The sequence below is a fragment of the Amycolatopsis sp. NPDC114505 genome, from assembly GCF_055633615.1.
On the sequence record NZ_JBVKDV010000003.1, the window covers coordinates 1,272,870 to 1,292,686 of the forward strand.

Sequence of the window (19,817 nt, forward strand, 5' to 3'; positions counted from 1 at the left end):
TCGGAGGTTGTGGCGAGCGGCGCGGCGTCCGACGCGGCGAGAGCGGTGGTCATGGCGTCATCCCCTCGATCACGGCAGGTACGTCTCGGCAGTAGTGGCCAACTCGTCGCCATCCGGTGCGGCAGGCCCGGTCAGCGCCCAGCCACCGACGACGAGCACCCGGCCGTCCGCCAAATCGACAGCGGAGAAGCCAGACCGGCCAGTCACCAACGCGCCGGTCGGCGTCCAAGCCCCAGTCGCGGGTTCGAACGCGACGACGTCCCGGTATCCGGCCGTCGCGCGAGGCCGGCCGGCGCCGCCGATCACGACCGCGCCTCGCGGGGTGCGGACGCACCGGTGCCCGCTGCGGCCGCCGCCCGGCAGGTCGTCCACGCGCGTCCAGACTCCGGTCTTCGGGTCGTACACCTCCGCCGTGGCAAGGCTTTCGACGCGGTACGGGACTCCCGGGACCGCGTCGCCGCCGGTGACCAGCACCCGGCCGTCGGGCAGCAGCGTCGCCTGATGTCCCTTGCGTGCCACGGCAAGGCTGCCGGTCGGGGTCCACGTCTTGGCCGTGACGTCGTACAGCTCGCACGACGTCAGCGCCCGCTCCCCCACCGCGCCACCGACGACGAGGACCTTGCCCGTGCCGATCAAAACGGCCGCATGCCCGGTGCGGGCCTCCAGCATCGGCGCGGTCGCGGTCCAGGTCAGCGTGGCCGGGTCGAGCAGTTCGGCCGAGGCGAGCGCGGCCCCGCGGCCGCTCGTGCCGCCCGCGACCAGGATCGCCTTGCCGGCGAGTGTGGCCGAATGCCCGTGCCGGGCGGTGGCCAGCCCGGCTGCCGGGGTCGACCAGGCATCGGCGGCGAACACCTCGGTGCCGGCCAGCGCCGTGCCGTCGGTGCCGAGTCCGCCGGCGACGACGACCCGGCCGTCGCCGAGGCGCGTGGTCGTGTGCCGCCGTCGCGCCTTCGCCAGTGACGGCGGGGCGGACCAGGTCCCGGCGATCGGGTCGAACGACGCCACCGTCGCGACCGGGCTCCCATCGGCGCCGGTTCCGCCGGCGACGAGCACCCGCCCATTGTCGAGACGGACCGCGTCGGCGTCCGCGACGGCGGCGGGCGGCGAACCGGCCGACGACCAGACGCCGGGCTCGGCGAGCACTCCGCCGAGCACTTCGGCCTGGCGCAGGACGTGCAGCTGCCCGGCCAGCGACGGGTCCGCCTCGGTCCAGTCGGCCATGGCGTCTTCCGCGGTCGCCGCGCTGCGGAAGCTCGACGTCGTCGCGCTCGCGGTGGCCGGCGGGAACGCCTGCTGGTTGTTGCGCCGGTAGGCGACGACGTACCGGCTGCCGGGGACCTGCACGGTCTCCTCGGGCGGGAACGGCTGCCGCTGCCGGGCGTCCTGCTGCGACAGGGCCGAACGGGCCGTGCTGCTGCCGGCCAGGAGCTGCCCGAACACCGCGGGCGGCGGGGTGTACAGGCGCGCGGCGGGCCGGGCGGTCGCCCGGACGGCGGTGATGCGCACGGCGGCGGGCTCCGACGGGGCTTCGCTGTCGATGATGTGCAGCTCGTAGCGGGCACTGCGGCGCACGACGCGCGGTGACGCGATCGCGCCGCCCGCCGCGACCAGCTCGAGCCCGGCGTCCTGGGTTTCGAACGCGGGACGCGACAGCTTCGCCGCGTCGCTCATGTCCTGGAACTGGGCCATCGCGAACTTGTCGCCGGTGAGCGAGCGGCGCACCAGCCCGCTGTTCTGCGGCGGGGCGATCGTGAACCGCTTGCCGTCGCTGGGCCGCTGCGCGCCGACCCGGTCGAGCCGGACGCCGAGCGGGATGACCCGCTGGTGGATGAACAGCGTGCCGAGCGGGTGCAGCACCAGGTCGTCGCCCGGGGGCAGCTGCCGCAGGGTGACCATCGGGTTGAACCCGCCCGCGGGCAGCCGGGTCTGCCAGCCCTCGGTCTTGGTCACCTCGGCCTCGAGCAGCGCGAGCACGGCGACCGGCGGCAGCGTCGTGGTGCGCTCCTCGCCCCACGTGATGTCGAAGTCGGCCGAAATCTCGAAGAACAGCAAGGAGATCGACCCGCGGCCGTGCGCCCGCCACGGCGCGGGCCCTTCCAGGGTGAAGTCCAGGTCGATGCCGAACAGCCCGACGCCGAACGCCTTCAGCGAAACCCCGGCGGAGACCTGCACGATGAACGAGAACGGCGAGAACCGGAACAGCGCGTCGAAACCGAGGTGGCCTTCGATGCCGAAGTCGCTGAACCCGAGGCGCAGTTCGGCTTTCGCGCCGAACTGGACGGAGTTGCTGGTGACGGCGAAGTAGCCGGACACCCGGATCAGCCGGCCCGGGGAGTTCAGGATGTCGACCGAGATCCGCGGCGGCACCGGGAACGGCAGCGGCGGCGGCGTGAACGACGGGTGGAAGCCGCCGACCGACAGCACGAAGTCCGGGTTGTCGCCCCAGGCGACGAGCAGCCCCATCCCGCCTTCGATGGTCATGGTGAGGACGCGGGAGTCGAAGAGCTGCGCGAAGAACCACAGCCGTGACTTGTCGACCTCGAGCGCGCCGACGAAGCTGACCCGCAGCGCCAGCAGCGCGACGTCCTCGCTGGGCAGGACGCATTCGAGCAGCCCGAGGATCGCGATGTTGCCCGGCGGGACCTCGATGATCAGCCCGAGCGAGACGCTGACCAGGGTGGGCGTGCCCCAGCCGATCTTCGCCATCGGGCCGACGAGGAACGTGCCCTCCTCGGGCGGGAAGAACTTCCGGAGGTCGCTGAGGATCCGCGGGGCGTTGGCCACCACGTCCTCCGGGAACATCACCGACTGGATCGACCCGGTGACCACGCCTTCGACCAGCGCGTCGAGGTCCATCCGGCGGTTGAGCCCGAGGATCCCGCCGACGCCGAGCAGCTTGAACCCGAAGCCGAGCTGGATGCCGGCCTGGCCGAACTCGGCGGTGAGCACGATCAGCAGGGAGAAGCCGGGGCTGCCGTCGGGCATCCGGGTGGTGATCAGGCCGATCGCCTTGACGTCGATGAAGCCGGCGAACTCCAGCTCCAGCGCGCCCGCGTACTCGCCCCGCGCGTCGTCGAAGGACAGGAACCCGCCGCCCGCGACGATCCCGGCGTCGATCGCCAGGCCGACCCCGGTCGGCGGCTTGAACCGGAACGCGAGGTCGGCGACGCCGAGGTTGCCGCCACCGTCCGGAAAGGACAGTTCGGCGACGACGCCGACCCGTTCGACGGCCGCGCTGATCGGCCCGAGGGTGGCGGTGAAGCCGCCGGAAACCTCGATGGGCAGCGTGCCGTCCGGGCCGAACCCGGCCCCGAGGTGCAGCGTGGTGATCTCGATCGGACCCAGCGTGACGTGCAGCGGCAGTTCGAGGTCGAGCCCGCCGCTGCCTTCCAGCCGCAGCCCGGTCGAGGGCGACCAGCTCCCGGTGATCTCGAAGGCCGACTCGATCTTCGCGCCGCCCGCGACCGTGCTGATGAAGCCGTCGCCGCCGCCGAGGTCGATCAGCACGTGCCCGCCGGCCAGCTCCACCCGGGCGGACGGCTCGACCGAGACGTCGCCGCCGGTGTCCGCGCTCGCACGCAGGCCGAGCTCGAGGGCGAACCGGCTGACCTCCAGGCGGGACGAGCCGGTCTGGCCGATCAGCACGATGGGCGTGCCGCCCTGCTCGGCGACCGCGCCGGCGCGCACGTCCAGCTCCAGCTCGCCGGTCGGCGGCGAGAGCTCGACGTCGAACGGCGGCCGGATCTTCGCCTCCAGCCCGAAGTCGAACTTGCCGGCCACCGCGAGCGTCAGCTTCCACAGCGAGCCGAGCGGGAGGGTGACCAGGACGTCCCGCTGGGCCGGCACCCGCAGCCGGGCGGTGGCCGCGGGCGGGCTCACCGCCGGGTCGACGCTCAGCCGGAGGAAGTACGCCTCCAGCACGGGCGGCGCGCCCGGCGGCGTCAGGAGCACGAAGTCCCGGTCCCGCCCGGCGAGCACGGCGGCGACCCGGGGCCACAGCAGCGATCCGTCGAAGTCCGGCTCGCCGAAGCCGAACGTGTCGCCCAGCCAGCGGACCGGGTCGGTCAGGATGGCGAGGAAGCGGTCGATGCGCAGCCGGCGGCGCCGGCCGGGTGCCGCGTCCGGGTCCTCGGCGTCGTTCACCGGGCTGTCGTCGACGATGCCGAGCAGCGTCAGCAGCTCGATCGCCGCGCGGCCCTTGCTCTCGAGGTAGCCGATGACCCCCAGCTCGACGAGCCGCTGCGGCATCTGGGCCGCGTCGGCCAGCAGCCGGGTGCGCTGGGCCGCGGTCAGGCCGGTCGCGCCGGTCACCGCGGTGTTCAGGGCGGGCACCAGTGCGTCGAGGGCGGTGAACGTCTCGGCGAGGGCCCGCAGCAGCGCGAGTCCTTCTTGGACGATCGCGCCTTCGTCGCCGGCGGTGACCGCCTGCGTCAGCCGGACGACGATCGGGCCCGCGGCCCCGACCTGACGGGCGACGGTGCCGAGCGCGTCGCCGGCCGCGCCGACGCCGCCGGGCAACCGGAACCCGAGGTCGGCGAAGAAAGCGTCCCGCTTGTCCGGGGCGAGGTTCTGCTCCAGGGGCGCCAGCGCCTTGGCGATCTCCCGGGCCAGTAGCTCGACCGTGCCGGCGCTCACCGGCCGTCCCCGTACGCGAGCGCGGCCTGGTCGAGCCGGTCGAGGGTGGCGCCGGGCCACAGCCGGACGAAGCCCGCGAACCGGGCGATGTCCGCGTGCAGCCGCGGGCCGGCGAACCGGTCGAGCACCGCGACGAACCCGGCGATCAGCTCGCCGACGTCCCGGCCGTCCACCACCGCGGGCAGCAGGGTGTCCTGGGGCGGCGGGCCGTGCAGCAGGCGGCGGACCACCTGCGGGCCGCCGAGCCGGCGCCAAGCGATCAGCACGCGGCGGTTCGTGTTCACCAGCCGCAGCGCCTCGTCGACGTGCTCGCTCACCAGCGCGGCGAACAGCTGCAGCCCGGGCCGGGCGCCGAACCGCCGCTGCAGGTCGGCCAGCCGGGAGCGGAAGGTGTGCGGCACCAGGCCGATCTCCTCCGGCGCGTACGCGAGCAGCGGCGTCGCCGTCCCGCCTCCGGAAGCGGCGACCGTGACCGCGGCCGGGACCGCCGCCAGCGCCGCCGCGGCGTTCACCTTGCCGGAGCCCCACAGGTGGTTGCCGCGGATCCCGGTCGCCGGCTCGATCACCGGCGGCACCTCGGCGGCCGGGATCCCGTCGATCCGGCACGCCTGCTGCAGGTGCGCGCGGACCTGCTCGAACGTCAGGTTGTGGTTCTTCTGGAACATGAGCGCCACCAGGCCGGCCACGTGCGGCGACGCCATGCTGGTGCCGGACTTGTCGACGACGAGCTGGTCACAGCACGAGGAGTTGCTGTCCTTGTCGTCGCGGCTGCGCGGCGCGGCGACCCCGACCCCGGGCGCGGCGAGGGTCGGCTTGATCTCCCCGGCCGGGGCGACGGCCTGAGCCGGCAGACCCCGCGAAGAGAACTCGGCCAGCTCGCCACCCCGGTCGTCGTAGGCGGCGACCGTGATCGCGTTCCGCGAGGTACCCGGTGAGAGGATGGTGTTCACCCGCCGGCGCTCGGTCGGTTCCTTGTCCGACTCCAGGCGGAAGGTCGGGTGGGTGTCGCCCTGCTCCTGGAAGAACCACGCGTTCCAGGCAGCGGCCACGGCTGAGGTGTTGGTCAGCTTCAGCTGCCACTGCCCGTCGCGGACCTGTGTGCCCGCCTGCGGTGTGATCGTGAGGTTGATGTTCTTCTTGCCGCCGTGCGTGGCCTCCGGCGCGGTGGACGAGCTCGCGGCCACCGTCATCGCTCCGATCTTGTACTGGCCGGGTGTGCCGGGCGCGCCCGGGGCGCCGGGCGGGATCGGGCCCGTTGTGTTCGGCCCGGGCCGGGCCGGATTCGGTGGGGCGATGAGTTCCACGGTCAGCGTCGCGGTGCCGGAGTACCAGAGGTCGAGGATGTCCACCTTCTTCGACCCCTGCGGGACGCGGAACGGGACGGTGACGGTGTTCGCGGGCGCGGCACCGGCCTGGACCGTCCCGCTCTCGTGGAGTTCCTCGTCGGCCGCGTTGCCCGCCGCCGCCACGATGGCGATCCCCGCGGGTGGTCCCCCCGCGGGCCGGAGGACCTGATCCACCACGACGTCCAAGGGGTCCGTTCCGTCGTGCGGTCCGGTCAGGTGGCCGAAACTGCAGTTGACCACGACCGGCCGGACGACCGGCGGGTTCCCGGCCGCGAGCCTCGTTCCCGCCTGGGCGCACCAGGTGATGGCGTCCAGCGGGTTGCCGCCGGTCACGCCGATCGTCTTCACCACGACGAGGTCGGCCTCCGGTGCGACACCGGTGTAGTTGCCGGGATTGCTGCACCGATCGTCCTGGCTGCCGTCGCCGGCGGCGATCCCGGCGACGTGGTTGCCGTGCCCGACGTCGTCGACGCTGGCGAACGGCGGACCGGCGGCCAGCGCGGCGTTGATTTCCGGGGCCCGGAAGACCCGGCCGATCTGCGCGAACCCGGCGGGCGGCGCCACCCCGCCCGCCGTGGCGCCCTGATCCCAGAGCTCCAGGATCCGGGTCGTCTTGGTCGCGTCGGAATTGCGGAAGGACTCGTGGAAGACGTCGATCCCGGTGTCGGCCACCGCGACGATCACCCCGGCGCCCTTGCCCGGCCACGGCGAATCCGGCGGAACCTTCCACGGGACGCGCATTTCTTTGACCGTGTTGTCCAGCGCCGGCGCCGGCGGGCGTACCAGAGCCACGGACTCGACTTCGGGCAATTCGCCGAACTGTTCCACGTCCGCCAGCGCGATGCTCCCGCTGATCAGGCCACCGTGGTCGTAACCGGGGTCCAGACCGGCCTGCCGCAGCGCCTCGAGGTCACCGGAGTACCGTACGAGCACGGTGACCCGCCGATTCGCGGCCGGCGCTTCCGCGGAGCCGCCGGCCTGCCGGGTCTCCGCCGAACGACGGACCTCGGATCGCCAAACGGCCACGGCGTGCTGCAACGCGGTTTCGATCTTCGTCATGCGGACCCTCCCGCTTTTCCCACGGCAAGAATTTCAGCAGACCCGCGGAAGCAGCACCGCTGTAGGGGTGAACAAAACTGTCCCGGTTCCCACCCCGATGTCTGCCCTTTAGGGCATTATCCGAAATCGAAAATCAATCACCGGAATTCTTTGTCATCCGCCGACAAAAAGAAACACGGCCGTCGGCGTCAGCCCTCCGTCCACATCGGACAGCGTCAGGGTCCGCTCGCGCGGCCCTCCCATGGAGCCCGTGAGCCGACGTCAGGCCCGCCGAGACCGGCGCCGATCACGATCACCCTCATGCAGCGAACATGACGGAAGACGGCACCCACGACCTCGGCACTCGGCCCCTCAGATACCGCCGTTCGGCGGTAGTTAGCGGTCCGAGTTGTCTGATTGGATCCTCCCCAGAGCGTTTTACAACGTTGTAAAAATGAAGGGGTCCTCGCCGATGAGAAGAGCCGCTTCCGTCTTCGTCGCCGTGCTGGTGGCGCTGGGCGTGGCGTCCGGCACGCCGCCCGCAGGCGCCGCCGAGCCCGTGCACGGCCTGAAGGCCGAGTACTTCACACCGTCGGCGCCGGGCGCGCACGACTTCGCGAACCTGGCCGGCACCGCGCTCGACGGGGAGGTCGACCACGCGGACCTGACCTCGGTCTTCGGGCTGGTCGCCGGGCGCACGGAGAACACGACCGCCCGGTGGAGCGGACAGCTCGCCGTGCCGCAGACCGCCGACTACACGTTCTACGCCATCGGCGACAACGGGTTCCGGCTGTTCCTCGACGGCGCGCCGGTGATCGACCACTGGGTCGGCGACTGGGACAAGGAGCAGACCAGCGCGCCGGTCACGCTGACCGCCGGCAAGCAGTACGACTTCAAGCTGGAGATGTTCCAGGACACCGGCGGCGCGAACATGTTCCTGCGCTGGTCGAGCGCGAGCATCGCGAAGCAGATCGTGCCGCTGTCGGCGTTCACTCCCCCGGCCGGCTTCGCGGTCGTGCCGCGCACGGCGGACGTGTCCCAGGACGGCCGCACGCTCACGGCCGACTTCGGCGGCCGCGTCTCGGGCACGAACGACCTGAAGGACCACCTGCGCATCGAGGTCGACGCGACGCCGATGCCGATCTCGGCCATCACGACGACCCGCACCCGGGCCACGATCCGGCTGGCCGAGGAGGTCCTGAAGGGCCAGCGGATCACGCTCTACTACGACGGCGCGGGCGCGCTCGCGGTCGACGGCACGAAGGTCGGCAAGGCCGGGCGCCTCGTCGCGAACGCGTCGACCGAACGGCTCCGGACGCCGTGGGGCGAGAACGTCGACACGCGCCACCCGCTGCCGGAGTACCCGCGGCCGCAGCTCGAGCGCGACAAGTGGGTCAACCTCAACGGCCCGTGGGAGTTCTCGGCGGCCAAGGACGGCCAGCAGCCGACGTTCGGCAAGCGGCTGCCCGAGAAGGTGATCGTGCCTTACCCGATCGAGTCGCAGCTCTCCGGGCTCGAACGGCACGAGGACCACATGTTCTACCGCCGCACGGTCAGCGTCCCGCGCGACTGGAAGATCGGCGGCGGGCAGCGTCTCAAGCTGAACTTCGGCGCGGTCGACTACCAGGCGAAGGTCTGGGTGAACGGCAAGCTCGTCGCGGAGCACACCGGCGGCTACACGGCGTTCAGCGCCGACATCACCGACGCGCTCAAGCGCGGTGACGAGCAGGAGATCGTCGTCGCGGTCACCGACACGACCGGCCCGTACCAGCCCAAGGGCAAGCAGTCGCCCAACCCCGGCGGCATCTTCTACACGCCGTCGTCGGGCATCTGGCAGACGGTGTGGCTGGAGCCGGTGGCGGCCCAGGGCATCGACGAGATCAAGACGACGCCCGACCTCACCACCAGTTCGCTGGCGCTCAACGTCAAGTCCGCGGGCAACGCCACCGTCACGGCTGTCGCCAAGGACGCGCGCGGCCGTCAGGTCGGCACGGTCAGCGGACCGGCGAACGCGAACCTGAAGCTGGCGGTGCCCAACCCGCACCTGTGGACGCCGGACGACCCGTACCTGTACCAGCTGGAGATCAAGCTGGGCGGCGACAAGGTCAAGAGCTACTTCGGCATGCGGTCCACCGGCATCACGAACGTCAACGGCGTCCCCAAGCTGACGCTCAACGGCAAGCCGTTCTTCTCCCTGATGCAGCTGGACCAGGGCTTCTACCCGGACGGCCTGAACACCGCGCCGAGTGACGACGCCCTCGTCTTCGACCTGAAGGCGCAGAAGGACCTCGGCTTCAACGCGGTCCGCAAGCACATCAAGGTCGAGCCGGCCCGCTGGTACTACCACGCGGACCAGCTGGGACTGCTGGTGTGGCAGGACTTCGTCTCCCTCGACGACGGCAACAACGCCGGGGCGCAGCAGGCGTGGCTCAGCCAGGGCCTGGAGGAGATGCACCAGCTGCAGAACTACCCGTCCGTCTACGCCTGGATCGTGTTCAACGAGGGCTGGGGCGAGTGGGACAAGGCCGCGACCGGCCGGATCACCGACCAGGTCAAGGCCGCCGACCCGAGCCGGATCGTCAACGCCCACAGCGGGGTGAACTGCTGTGCGTCCAAGGGCGACTCGGGCGCGGGTGACGTCATCGACCACCACGACTACAACAACACCGACCCGGCCGCCTCGGACGGCCGACGCGTCGCGATGGACGGCGAGCACGGCGGCTTCACGCTGCGCACGCCGGGTCACCAGTGGCCGGGTGCGCCGATCGCGATCTACAGCGGCGTGCAGGACAAGGCGGCGCTGACGGCGAAGTACGTCGACAACACCCGCACGTTCTACCTCGGGCAGGCGCGGGCCGAGCTGTCGGCGTCGGTCTACACGCAGGTCACGGACCTGGAAGGCGAGCTCAACGGGCTCTGGACCTACGACCGCAAGCGCATCAAGGTCGATCCCGGTCCGGTCCGCGAGATCAACCGGCGTGTGATCGAAGCCGGTGCCAACGCGGGCAAGCCGTACCCGTACGCCGGGAAGGGCTCGTGGAACCTCGACGAGCGCGGCGGAACGACCGCGAAGGACTCGAGCGGCGGCAACAACCCGCTGACGCTCACCCCGGCCGGGGCGACGTTCAAGGACGGCGCGCTGCAGTTCACCGGCGGTTCGGCCGACACCTACGGCCCGGTCGTCGACACGACCGGTGACTACACGGTGTCGGCGAAGGTGCGGCTCGACCAGCTGCCCGGCAACTACGCGACCGCGGTGAGCCAGGACGGCCGGGGGCAGGAGAGCCCGTTCTACCTGCAGTACGGCCAGGGCGCGTTCGCGTTCAGCACGCCGGGCGGCAACCGGGCCCGGTACGAGGTCGTGCCGGAGATCGGCCGCTGGTACGAGCTGACGGGCGTGCGGGCCGGCAACGAGATCAGGCTCTACGTGGACGGCGTGAAGGTGGCGACGGCCGCGGCCGGACCGGCGGTGGCCGGCACGGGCGCGTTCACGGTCGGCCGGGCCAAGTACAACGGCCAGAACGTCGACTTCTGGAGCGGCGCGGTCGACGACGTCCGCGTGGCCGGCAAGGCGTTGACGGACGCGGAGGTGGCCCAGCTCCCCTGACGCCGGCGGCGCGGCCAGGTCCGAAGCCCTGCCCCTCCTCGGAGGGGCAGGGCTTCGGCCGTCAACCGGCGCGGCGCCCTCACCCCCGGTGAATTCCCGTCGTAGCCGAGCCGGTCTTGGACAAACTTAAGGCTCACCCGCCACAGTGGGCGTGATCCGGGCGCCCGCGCTTGCCTGGGTGCATCGTTCAAGACGGGTTCAGTCGCCGGGCAAGAGATAACTGTCACCTCGTGCTCGGGGTGTCCGTTTCGGAAGATGGCTACTGGCACGTCAATCCATTGGTGATCTCCGAGGAGAGGTGCATGAGCGACCTCACTGCTCCGCCCGGCCCCGGTCTGCGCATCGGGCTGGTCGCGGAGTCGAAGAAGGCCGAAACACGAGTGGCCCTCACCCCCGACGCCGTGCGCAAGGCGATCGGGCTGGGCTACACCGTCGTGATCGAGAACGGGACCGGTGTGCGCTCCGGGTTCGACGACGAGGCCTACGCCGCCGCGGGGGCCGAGGTGTCGCCGCATCCGGTGTGGGACGCCGATGTCGTGGTCACGATCAACGCACCCGAACCCGCGGAGATCGACCGGCTGCGCGAAGGCACGGTCCTGGTGTCGATGCTGGCACCCGCGCTCGAGCCGGATCGGCTGGCGGCGCTGGCCGCACGCGGCGTCACGGCGCTCGCGATGGACGCGGTCCCCCGCATCTCGCGGGCGCAGTCGCTGGACGTGCTCAGCTCGATGGCGAACATCGCCGGGTACCGCGCGGTGATCGAGGCGGCGCACGTGTTCGGGCGGTTCTTCACCGGTCAGGTCACCGCCGCGGGCAAGGTCCCGCCGGCGAAGGTGCTCGTCGCGGGCGCCGGCGTGGCCGGGCTGGCGGCGATCGCGGCCGCGAACAGCCTGGGTGCCGTCGTGCGCGCGACCGACCCGCGGCCGGAGGTGGCCGACCAGGTCCGCTCGCTCGGCGGCGAGTACCTCGCGGTGGAGGTCGAGCAGGAGGCGAGCACCGACGGCTACGCCAAGGCGACGTCGGAGGCCTACGACCGGCGGGCGGCGGAGATCTACTCCGAGCAGGCCGCCGACGTCGACATCGTCATCACGACCGCGCTCATCCCGGGCCGGCCGGCGCCGAAGCTGATGACGGCCGAGCAGGTCGCGTCGATGAAGCCGGGCAGCGTGATCGTGGACATGGCGGCCGCTCAGGGCGGCAACGTCGCGGGCACCGTGGCCGGTGAGGTCGTCACCACCGGCAACGGCGTGACGATCGTCGGCTACACCGACCTGCCCGCCCGGCTGCCCGCGCAAGCCTCGCAGCTCTACGGCACGAACGTGGTGAACCTGCTGAAGCTGCTCACCCCCGCCAAGGACGGCCGCCTCACCCTCGACTTCGACGACGCCGTGCAGCGCGGCCTGACCGTGGTCCGCGACGGCGAGGTCCTGTGGCCGCCGCCCCCGGTGTCGGTGAGCGCGGCCCCGCAGGCCGCACCCGCCGCGCGGCCGGAGCCGGAACCCGCGAAGCCCCGGTCGCCGTGGCCGCGGGTGGCCGGCGCCGGACTGGGCGGCGTGGCGCTGTTCCTGGCGTCGGCGTTCGCGCCACCCGAGCTGGCCGGGCACCTGACGGTGTTCGTGCTCGCGATCGTCATCGGCTTCTACGTGATCGGCAACGTGCACCACGCGCTGCACACGCCGCTGATGTCGGTCACCAACGCGATCTCCGGGATCATCGTCGTCGGCGCGATCCTGCAGATCACCGGCGGCGGCGCGCTGACCACCGTCCTGGCCACCGCCGCGGTGCTGCTGGCCGCCATCAACGTCGTCGGTGGCTTCGCGGTGACCCGCCGGATGCTGTCGATGTTCTCGAGGAGCTGAGCCCGTGCACGCGGAAACCTGGAAGACGGCGGCCTACCTCATCGCCGCCCTGCTGTTCGTGGCCAGCCTCGCCGGGCTGGCCAAGCACGAAACGTCCCGCCGCGGCCTCCGGTTCGGCATCGCCGGCATGGTGATCGCGCTGGTCGCGACCGCCGCCACCGCCCTCGGGGCCGCCTCCGGGCTCGGCATCACGCTGCTGCTGGTGGCGCTCGTGATCGGCGCGGCCATCGGCTTGTGGCGGGCCCGCGTGGTCGAGATGACCGGCATGCCCGAGCTGATCGCCCTGATGCACAGCTTCGTCGGCCTGGCCGCGGTGCTCGTCGGCTGGAACGGCTTCCTCGAAGTCGAAGCCGGCTCGACGGCCACCGAGCTGACGGGGTCGCTGCTGGGGATCCACCACGCCGAGGTCGTGATCGGCGTGTTCATCGGCGCCGTGACCTTCACGGGGTCGATCGTGGCCTACCTCAAGCTGTCGGCGCGGATCGCGTCCCAGCCGCTGCAGCTGCCCGGCAAGAACGTGCTCAACCTCGGCGCGCTGGTGGCGTTCGCCGCGCTGACCGTGGTCTTCGTGGTCAGCCCGGGCGTCTGGCTGCTGGCGGTGGTCACGCTGCTGGCGCTGCTGCTCGGCGTCCACCTGGTCGCCTCGATCGGCGGCGGGGACATGCCGGTCGTCGTCTCGATGCTCAACAGCTACTCCGGCTGGGCCGCGGCCGCGTCGGGCTTCCTGCTGGGCAACGACCTGCTGATCATCACCGGCGCGCTCGTCGGCTCCTCGGGTGCGTACCTGTCCTACGTGATGTGCAAGGCGATGAACCGGTCGTTCGTCTCCGTCATCGCCGGCGGCTTCGGCGCGCCCGCGGCGACGGGGTCGGCGGAGGTCGAAGGCGAGCACCGCGAGGTCGACGCCGCCGGCGTGGCCGAGCTCCTCGCCGACGCCCGCTCCGTGATCATCACGCCCGGGTACGGCATGGCGGTCGCCCAGGCGCAGGGACCGGTGGCGGAGCTGACCCGGCGCCTGCGGGACCGCGGCGTCGAGGTCCGCTTCGGGGTGCACCCGGTCGCCGGGCGGCTGCCCGGGCACATGAACGTGCTGCTCGCCGAGGCCAAGGTGCCCTACGACATCGTGCTGGAGATGGACGAGATCAACGACGACTTCGCCGAAACCGACGTCGTCCTCGTCATCGGCGCCAACGACACGGTGAACCCGGCCGCGTCCGAGGACCCGGCCAGCCCGATCGCGGGCATGCCGGTGCTGCGGGTCTGGGAAGCGGGCGACGTCGTGGTGTTCAAGCGCTCGATGGCGACCGGCTACGCGGGGGTGCAGAACCCGTTGTTCTTCCGCGACAACAGCCAGATGCTCTTCGGCGACGCCAAGGACCGCGTCCAGGACATCCTGGCCGCGCTTCCCAGCCGGGTGGCCGTCGGCTGATCCTGCGGGGAGCTGGGCTAGGGGCGATAGTCCCAGTCCAGCTCCCAGCACTGGAGGTGGTAGTACCCGAGGATGGCCACCGCGGCGCACCCGTCGGGCGACAGCTCGACCGCGATGACGTCCTCACCGCATTCGATCTCGGTCACCAGGCCGCCGCTCGGGAGGTGCCACAGGCGCAGCAGCCGAGGCGACGCCGTGAGCAGGAGGTCGCCGTCCGCGCTGAGGGCCAGGGACACCACCCGGTCGTCGGCCACCTTCGCCACGGCCTCGGCCGAGCCCGCGACGGACAGCACGACCTCGCCGGTGTTGTCGAAGCCGAGCCGGGTGGCGGCGAAGACCCGGCCGTCGGCGCTCGCGACCACGACCGACTCGCCGGCGTAGACGCGCGCCTCGCGCACGGTCGTGAAGTTCTCGACGTCCACCACCCGGGCACGCCCGTCGTTCTTGACCACGACGGCGACCGACCCCGACAGCACCACCCGCTCGTCCGCCCGCACCGACCAGCCGTGCAGCGGGCGGCCCGTCAGCCGGTTGCGCAGGACGGCGAGACCATCGCGGCGGATGAACTCGAACGTGGGGTTCTCGTCCTTCAGCACGGGGTTCCCGGCCTCGTCCCGCACGACGACGCCGGCGCGGCGAGCCGTCTTGAGGTCCCACAGCACTTCGGCGCCGTCCGAATCCAGCGCGAGCACGTGGCGGTCGTCCGCGCAGGCCGTCGCGTGCTCGAAGTCCAGCTCGTGCCGCTCCGGCGCGGCCGCCACGTCGCCGGTGCGCAGGTCGACGGCCCGGACACCCCGGCCGAAGAAGTCCGCGAAGGCGTAGTGCACGTCCCGGGTGAGCGCCGTCCGGCCGTGCAGGACGGCGTCGAAGCGGCGGGAAGGCCACAACCCCGCGAAGGCGGTCCGCTCGCTGACCGCGCCGACCCGCCGCCACAGCGTCCGGAGCTCCGGGTGCCTGCGGTAGGCGGGCATCGCGCGCAGGATGTCCAGCTGCCGCCGGGCGTCGGCGAGGCGGCCGGTGTCGAGGAACTCCGCGGCCAGGCCGAGGTTTTCCGCGGCGATCAGCGCGTCCCCGGCCATCCGGTCGGTCGGCTGCGGGCGGGCGTAGCTCCACGGCGCGGCGGGCCCCGGCTCGGGCAGGTGGACGACGGCGGTGGTGTGGACGGTCCGCGGGGTGCGGCTGCCGAGCAGGACCAGGACGGCGCTGCCGCCGGCGTCCGCGGCGATCTCCATCGGGTCGCGCGAGGAGACGGTCGTGGTGAACGTGCACCGGCCTTCGTCGAGCTGCCACCGCTGGACCAGGAGGTCGAAGGTGTTCACCGCGGTCCGGCCGTCGTCGCTGACCGCCAGCCAGCTGAAACCCTTGTTCCACAACAGGGCGCTGCCGATGACCGTGACCTCGGCGGTCGCCAGGTCCACCCGGACGACCTGGTCGTCGTGGGTGGCCGAAAGCGCGTACCGGGCGGTGGGGCTGATCGCGCAGTTGTGCCGCAGGCCGCCGACCCGCCACAGCTCCTCGCCGGAGCGGGTCAGCACCCGCAGCGTCCAGTCGAAGCCGTCGAACACGACCAGGCGCTCGTTGTCGGCGGTCACCGCGATCGCCCAGCCCCGGCCGGATTCCGACTCCGCCGACCCGGCGCGGACGAGCGTCACGGCGTCGCCCAGTACCCGCACGGACCCGTCGCCGCCGACGGTGGCCACCACCGTCCCGTCGGGGCTGACCGCGACGGCCTCCACCGTGCCCGCCGGCAGGTCGGCGACCCGGGTGCACTCCCCCGTGGTCGTGTCCCAGACCCGCACTTGCCCGCTCGCGTCGGCGGAGGCCAGCACCCGGCCGTCGGTGCTCAGCGACACCGACCGGAGGCGGTCTTCGTGGCCGGCCAGGCTGTACCGCACCCGCTCGTCCGGCAGGGACCAGACTTCGGCCTCCTTGCCCCGGAAGGTCACCGCGGCCACCCGGCCGTCGGCGCTCAGGGCGATCGGGTGCGCCCGGTCGACGTAGACCGGGCTGGGCCGCTCGGTGACCGCCCGGTCCGGCAGGGCGCGGGCGGTGGCGGTGTCCGGGACGTCGGGCAGGTCGTCGAGCAGCCGGAGCGCCGACTCCTTGTCGCCGCGCTCGATGTGGACGGCGGCGAGCAGGTGGTCGGCCGTCCGGTCGCCGTCGTGGCTGAGCCGCACCGCGTCCAGCTCGGCGATCAGCTGCCGGTCGGTCCGCGCGCCGGCCCGCCACCGGCGCAACCCGCGGTTGTAGGTCGCGTGCGGGTGGTGCGGGTCGGCCCGCAGCGCCTCCTCCCACAGCTCGTCCGCCCGCTCGGCGTGCCCGAGGTCCAGCAGGGACAGTGCCCGGTTGGACAGCGCGTCGGCGAGCAGCGGGGCTTCGTCCGGCCGCTGCCGCGGGTACGGCTCGAAGACCGCGGACCGGTAGAGCTCCGCCAGCTCGTCGGCGAGTTCGCCGAACCCCGCGGGCCGGGCCGCGGGGTTCTCGGCGAAGCAGCGCCGCAGCAGGTCGGCGACCCCCGGCGGCACCGGCGGGAGGACGGGGTCGGCGGGACCGGCCTCGAGGAACTGGGCGAAGACGCCCGCCGCCGCGTGCCCGAACATCGCCGGCGGCCCGCCCGCGAACATCTCGACCACGCTCACCGCCCACGACCAGACGTCGGTCGCCGGGCCGAGCGTCTCGCCCCTGGCCTGCTCGGGCGAGCAGTACTCCAGGGTCAGGCCTTCGCCGCCGGTGACGTTGGCCAGTCCGAAATCGGTGACCTTCGCCGCGCCGTCGCCGTCGAGCATGACGTTGGCGGGCTTGACGTCCTGGTGGACCACGCCGCGCTCGTGCGCGTGCCCGAGACCCCAGGCGGTCTGGATCGCCAGGTCGAGGATCCGGCGCACCGCCGCGCGGTGCCCGCCGTCGTAGAGCGCGCGGTCGCGGACGGCCTCGGCGAGGCTGCCGCCGCCGGCCCATTCGGCGAACACCCGGGGTGTGCCGTCGACGCGGCGGACGTAGGCGCAGCTCACGACGTGCGGGTGCGCGCCGAGGCCGACCCAGGCCTCCGCCTCGGCCTCGAACCGCTCGGCGTCGGCCGGGGACGCGACCAGCTCCTGGCGCGGGGTCTTGACCGCCAGCTCCATCCCCCACTGGCGGTGCCACACGCGGTACACCAGGCCCATGCCGCCGGTCGTGACGACGTCACGGACCTCGTACACCCCGAGCACGACGTCCCCCGGGGACCACACCTAGTCCACCTGCGCCACGTAGAGCGGGGTGCCGAGCACGACGTTCACGCCGTCGGCCGTGGGGCTGGGCCCGGTCAGCAGCCGCTTGGCGACGAACTCGAGGTTCTGGTCCGGCCCCGGCATGGCCTCGTTGGCCCGCTGCACGGCGGCCAGCGCCCCCTTGTGCGCCCCGTCGTCCTCGCGCTTGATCGCTTCGGTCAGCGCACCGATCTCCGGGTCGCTGCGCAGCCCGGCGAGCAGCGACGGCAGCACCGAGCGGGGCACCCCGGCCGCGGGGCCGCCGCCGAGGATGTGGTGCCCGGACCCGCCGAGCCCGACGACGGTCCGCCCGCTGCTCCCGCCGAAGTACGCGAGCGTCGGCTCGGCCGGGAACGGTCCCCAGCTCATCGGCAGCAGTCCCCAGAAGAACTGGCCGGGTTCGTCGACCGTGCCGAGGTCGCCGTGGTCTTCCAGGTACCGGACCACCCGCTGCAGCTTCGCCGTGCGCTCCCCGCCCGCGGGCGCCTCCGTGGCCTGCTTGCCCCCGAAGAGCTTCAGGTTGACGCTGACCTCGGTGGTGCGCTTGCGCGTGAAGGCCGGGTCCATCTGCGCGAGCAGCATGTCGACCTTGCTGTCACTGACGTACAGGTAGTACTGGAACGACACCGTGCTCCCCATCCCCCGACGACGCTGACCGGATGATAGCGACCGGGCCGGTCGCCGGCATCGCGGCCGTCGTCGCCGGGTCAGGAGAGTTTGAGGGCGGGTTTGGTGAGGTCGAGCCAGACGGCGACGTCGAGGATCCGCTCGAACGTGTAGCGGGCCGCCGGGTCCACGTCGGCCGGGTTCCGGCCGGCCGCCTCGGCCACCTTCTTCGGGTCGCACATGAACAACGCGTCGGTGTTCGACTCGGCGAGGACGTCCCGCACCTGCTGCTGGAGCGCGGCCACGTACCGGAGGTCCTGGGTCGAGGGGTACCCGCTCTTGCGGCGGCCCGCGACCGAGTCCGGGAGCACGTCCCGGGCCGCCGCGCGGAGCAGGCTCTTCTCGTTGCCGTCGAAGGTGTGCATCGACCAGGGGACGTTGTACAGGTACTGCACCAGGCGGTGGTCGCAGAACGGGACCCGGGTCTCCACGCCCGCGCGCATCGCCATCCGGTCCAAGCGGTCCTCGAGGGTGCGCATGAAGCGGGTCAGTCCCAGGTAGGCGATCTCGCGTTGCTTGCGCCGGGGGGTGTCCTCGCCGTCCAGGTGGGGGACCTCGGTGAGCGCGTCGTGGTAGCTGTCCCGAGTGAACCCCGGGAGATCGACCAGGTCGATGAACTCCTGGGTCATGTAGGACGACGTGTCCAGCTGGGGCCAGGCGACGAACCAGGGGAAGTTGCCGCCCGTGTAGACCGATTCGGCGTGGTGCCAGAGGTGGCCCATGAAGATCTCGTCACCGGCCTCGCCGCTCAGCGCCACCGTGACGTGTTCCTTGAGTGCCTTGAACAGCAGGAAGATCGAGCTGTTCATGTCGCCCATGCCGTAGGGCGCGTCCCAGGCGGCCACGACCTCGCGGCGCACGTCCGGGTCGGACAGCGCGCGGTGGTCCAGGACGAGCTGGTGGTGCTCGGTCCCGACGTGCTTCACGACGTCGGCGATGTAGGGGCCGTCGGCACTCCCCCGGATGGTGTCGGGCTTGAAGTTCTCGGTCTGGTCGGGGAAGTCCACCGAGAACGTGCGGACGATCTCACCGCGGGGACGCAGGCTGCGGTCGGCCAGTCCGGTGAGCACGCTGGAGTCCAGGCCGCCGGACAGCAGCACTCCCCGGGGCACGTCGGCCACCAGCTCGTGCGCGACGTTGTCCTCGATCATCGCCTGCACCGTGCGGATCGTGGATTCCCGGTCCTCGGTGTGCGGCTCGGCGGTCAGGCGCCAGTAGGTGTGCTCGCGCAGGCCGGACCGGTCCACCGTGATCACCGTGCCCGGGCGGACGACCTTCACGCCGGACCAGACGCCTTCGTCGGTGCTCGGGAATCCCAGCAGCAGCCGGCGGATGCCGTCGGTGTCGACCACCGCCTCCGCCAGCGGGTGCGCCAGGATCGCCTTCGGCTCGGAGCCGAACAGGACGCCGTCCGGGGTCCGGAAGTAGTGCAACGGCTTGGTGCCCAGGCGGTCGCGGATGAGGAGCAGGCGCTCGGTCCGGCCGTCCCACACCCCGATCGCGCACATGCCGACCATCCGCTCGGCGACCGCCGCGCCCCACTCCAGGTACCCGCGCAGCACCACCTCGGTGTCGCTCGCGGTGCGGAACCGATGGCCTCGCCGGCGCAGTTCGTCGCGCAGTTCGACGAAGTTGTAGGTCTCGCCGCTGTAGGTGAGCACGACCTCGCCGTCCGGGGTGTCGACCGACATCGGCTGGGTTCCGCCGGGCAGGTCGATGATCGAGAGCCGGCGGTGGCCGAAGGCGGCGTGCGTCCCGGTCCAGATCCCCCACTCGTCCGGGCCGCGCTGCCGCATGCTGTGCGTCATCGCCTCGACTGCGGGCCGTTCCTTGGTCAGGTCACGGTCGAACGACACCCAGCCGGCAACCCCGCACATGTTTGCTCCTTCCGTTGCGGTGGAGCGTATCCAGGCTCGCGGGCAGCGACAACGAACATAGGGGTTGGGCCTCCCGGCCCCCCGTGGTGGAGTGGTGCCGGAGGTGGAACCG

General features: G+C 72.2%; 8 protein-coding genes. 3 read left to right on the forward strand and 5 right to left on the reverse strand.

Annotation, left to right across the window (positions count from 1 at the left end; translation table 11 throughout):
- Positions 1-69 precede the first annotated feature (69 nt).
- Together ACZ7OU_RS35275 and ACZ7OU_RS35280 are read right to left on the reverse strand one after the other, a co-directional pair.
- Complete coding sequence (locus ACZ7OU_RS35275) at positions 70-4,635, reverse strand: DUF6603 domain-containing protein (RefSeq protein WP_470258545.1); 4,566 nt, start codon at positions 4,633-4,635, stop codon at positions 70-72.
- Positions 4,632-7,040 (reverse strand): S8 family serine peptidase, encoded by a 2,409-nt coding sequence (locus tag ACZ7OU_RS35280; protein WP_470258546.1) that lies wholly within the window; start codon positions 7,038-7,040, stop codon positions 4,632-4,634. The genes ACZ7OU_RS35275 and ACZ7OU_RS35280 overlap by 4 nt, the downstream gene beginning before the upstream one ends.
- A 451-nt stretch (positions 7,041-7,491) precedes the next feature.
- On the opposite strand from ACZ7OU_RS35280, the gene ACZ7OU_RS35285 reads away from it, so the two are divergent.
- The 3 genes from ACZ7OU_RS35285 to pntB all read left to right on the forward strand — a co-directional run bounded on the left by ACZ7OU_RS35285 (position 7,492) and on the right by pntB (position 13,914).
- Positions 7,492-10,626 carry a LamG-like jellyroll fold domain-containing protein gene (locus tag ACZ7OU_RS35285; RefSeq protein ID WP_470258547.1) on the forward strand — a complete coding sequence of 1,045 codons (3,135 nt, stop codon included), beginning with the start codon at positions 7,492-7,494 and terminating at the stop codon, positions 10,624-10,626.
- 302 nt (positions 10,627-10,928) lie between these two features.
- Complete coding sequence (locus ACZ7OU_RS35290) at positions 10,929-12,485, forward strand: Re/Si-specific NAD(P)(+) transhydrogenase subunit alpha (RefSeq protein WP_470242660.1); 1,557 nt, start codon at positions 10,929-10,931, stop codon at positions 12,483-12,485.
- Positions 12,486-12,489: 4 nt separating this feature from the next.
- Positions 12,490-13,914, forward strand: a complete 1,425-nt coding sequence (gene pntB, locus ACZ7OU_RS35295; protein WP_470258548.1) for a Re/Si-specific NAD(P)(+) transhydrogenase subunit beta — start codon at positions 12,490-12,492, stop codon at positions 13,912-13,914.
- A 17-nt stretch (positions 13,915-13,931) separates the two neighbouring features.
- Here the strand turns inward: pntB and ACZ7OU_RS35300 are convergent, their stop codons facing one another.
- From ACZ7OU_RS35300 to asnB, 3 genes are all read right to left on the reverse strand, one after another.
- Positions 13,932-17,144 carry a WD40 repeat domain-containing serine/threonine protein kinase gene (locus ACZ7OU_RS35300; RefSeq protein WP_470258549.1) on the reverse strand — a complete coding sequence of 1,071 codons (3,213 nt, stop codon included), beginning with the start codon at positions 17,142-17,144 and terminating at the stop codon, positions 13,932-13,934.
- Positions 17,145-17,801 (reverse strand): DUF7019 family protein, encoded by a 657-nt coding sequence (locus ACZ7OU_RS35305; protein WP_470258550.1) that lies wholly within the window; start codon positions 17,799-17,801, stop codon positions 17,145-17,147.
- Between the two features lie 68 nt (positions 17,802-17,869).
- Positions 17,870-19,705 carry an asparagine synthase (glutamine-hydrolyzing) gene (gene asnB / locus ACZ7OU_RS35310; protein WP_470258551.1) on the reverse strand — a complete coding sequence of 612 codons (1,836 nt, stop codon included), beginning with the start codon at positions 19,703-19,705 and terminating at the stop codon, positions 17,870-17,872.
- Positions 19,706-19,817 lie beyond the last annotated feature (112 nt).